Source organism: Metabacillus arenae (assembly GCF_014773385.1).
Classification (GTDB): Bacteria; Bacillota; Bacilli; order Bacillales; family Bacillaceae; genus Metabacillus_D; species Metabacillus_D arenae.
Window position 1 is genome coordinate 1 of sequence record NZ_JACXAI010000081.1, and the last position, 1,491, is coordinate 1,491.

Below are 1,491 nucleotides of genomic sequence, written 5' to 3' on the forward strand. Positions count from 1 at the left end.
TAGACTGCACCCCTTAAAGTAGATGTTGAAAAACCCACAGTTTGGCAATATTGAATTAAGGGGTGATTTTTTATGGCGAAAAAAGGACAGAAGTTACAAAACTATAGCTTCGAGATTAAGGCTGAGGCAATTCGGTTAAAAGAATCAGGTTTCTCAGCACAGCAGGTAGCTGACAAATTAAATATACCAAGTCGTGATACTGTTAAGACTTGGTGGTGGAAATATCAAAAAGAGGGACAAGCATTTTACTTAGACAATAGAGGTCGACGGAAAGAGTACACAGATCAAGAACGCTACATCAGGAAATTGGAAATGGAGAATGCTGTTTTAAAAAAGTTTCAGGAAATCTTGATGAAGGAGGGAAAAAGTTAAGGTTTCACGTAGTTGACGAGTTAAGAGATCAATTTAATGTAAAGGAACTTTGTAAATTTCTTGGAGTATCAGAGAGTGGTTACTATAAATATAAAAAGTATATAAAGCTCGAAAAAGACGCTGAATTGAAACAATTGATTCTAAAATTATATGAGGATTCAAATAAACAATGGGGATATCGCCGTATCCACATGGAACTCCAAGAAGAATACCAAATGAAAATCAATCATAAACGGGTGTATCGGCTATGTAGAGAACTTGGAATTCAATCAATTATTCGTAAGAAGCAAAAATCTTCGAACTATAATCAGTATAAGCGAACTGAACCTGAAACCATCGCACCTAATATTATCAATAGGGATTTCTCAGCTGATAAACCAAATGAAAAGTGGGTTACAGATATCACTTCCTTTCCGGTTGGGGAGGAGAAATTACACTTATCTGCCATATTGGATCTGTACAATAATGAGATTATCGCATACGAAATGGCAAGGAATACAGAAACTATTTTCGTAATAAAAACTGTATCCCAAGCAATTCAAAAAGAAAAGGATGTGCAAGGTGTCATCCTCCATAGCGATCGAGGAGCACAATACACATCCAAGCTTTATCAAGACACACTGGAATCCTATAACATTAGGTCAAGTATGTCACGTCCAGGCAACCCTTTTGACAATGCCTGTATTGAAAGCTTCTTTTCCCATTTAAAAACAGAAGCGTTTCATCCTTATTCTGTACAAAATTTAGAAGAATTAGAAGCGAAAATACATCAATATATTCATCACTATAATCATACAAGGAGACAAAAACGATTAAATCGACAGTCTCCAGTTAACTATCGTAGTCAGCAACTTGCAGCATAAGGAAATGGGTCCCTTAAAAATAAACGATCCAAATAAATTTTAAAGCACCACTTGATATGGAGTTAGCGCATGATACCCTTTAAGGGGAGCTAGTTGTATTGTCAACTTGCTTCCTAGCTTGGAAATCATGCGTGAGGCGGCTCCATGTCAAGTGAATAAACAGAACGATCAAAAACTTAATGAATAAAAAGGGAGCCATTTCCTTTTAGAAACAGCTCCGGTTTTTTTACATCTCCACTTTTTGGGGTCTTGACCA

The 1,491-nt window shown here is 36.4% G+C and carries 2 protein-coding genes; both read left to right on the forward strand.

Annotation, left to right across the window (positions count from 1 at the left end; all coding sequences use genetic code 11):
* Positions 1-72 precede the first annotated feature (72 nt).
* Positions 73-372 (forward strand): helix-turn-helix domain-containing protein, encoded by a 300-nt coding sequence (locus IC621_RS26220; RefSeq protein WP_191162976.1) that lies wholly within the window; start codon positions 73-75, stop codon positions 370-372.
* Positions 306-1,235 (forward strand): IS3 family transposase, encoded by a 930-nt coding sequence (locus tag IC621_RS26225; protein WP_191162977.1) that lies wholly within the window; start codon positions 306-308, stop codon positions 1,233-1,235. The genes IC621_RS26220 and IC621_RS26225 overlap by 67 nt, the downstream gene beginning before the upstream one ends.
* Positions 1,236-1,491: the final 256 nt, after the last annotated feature.

Coding starts and splice junctions, on each gene's coding strand:
- IC621_RS26220 (WP_191162976.1), top strand. CDS start 73: ATGGCGAAAAAAGGACAGAAGTTACAAAACTATAGCTTCGAGATTAAG.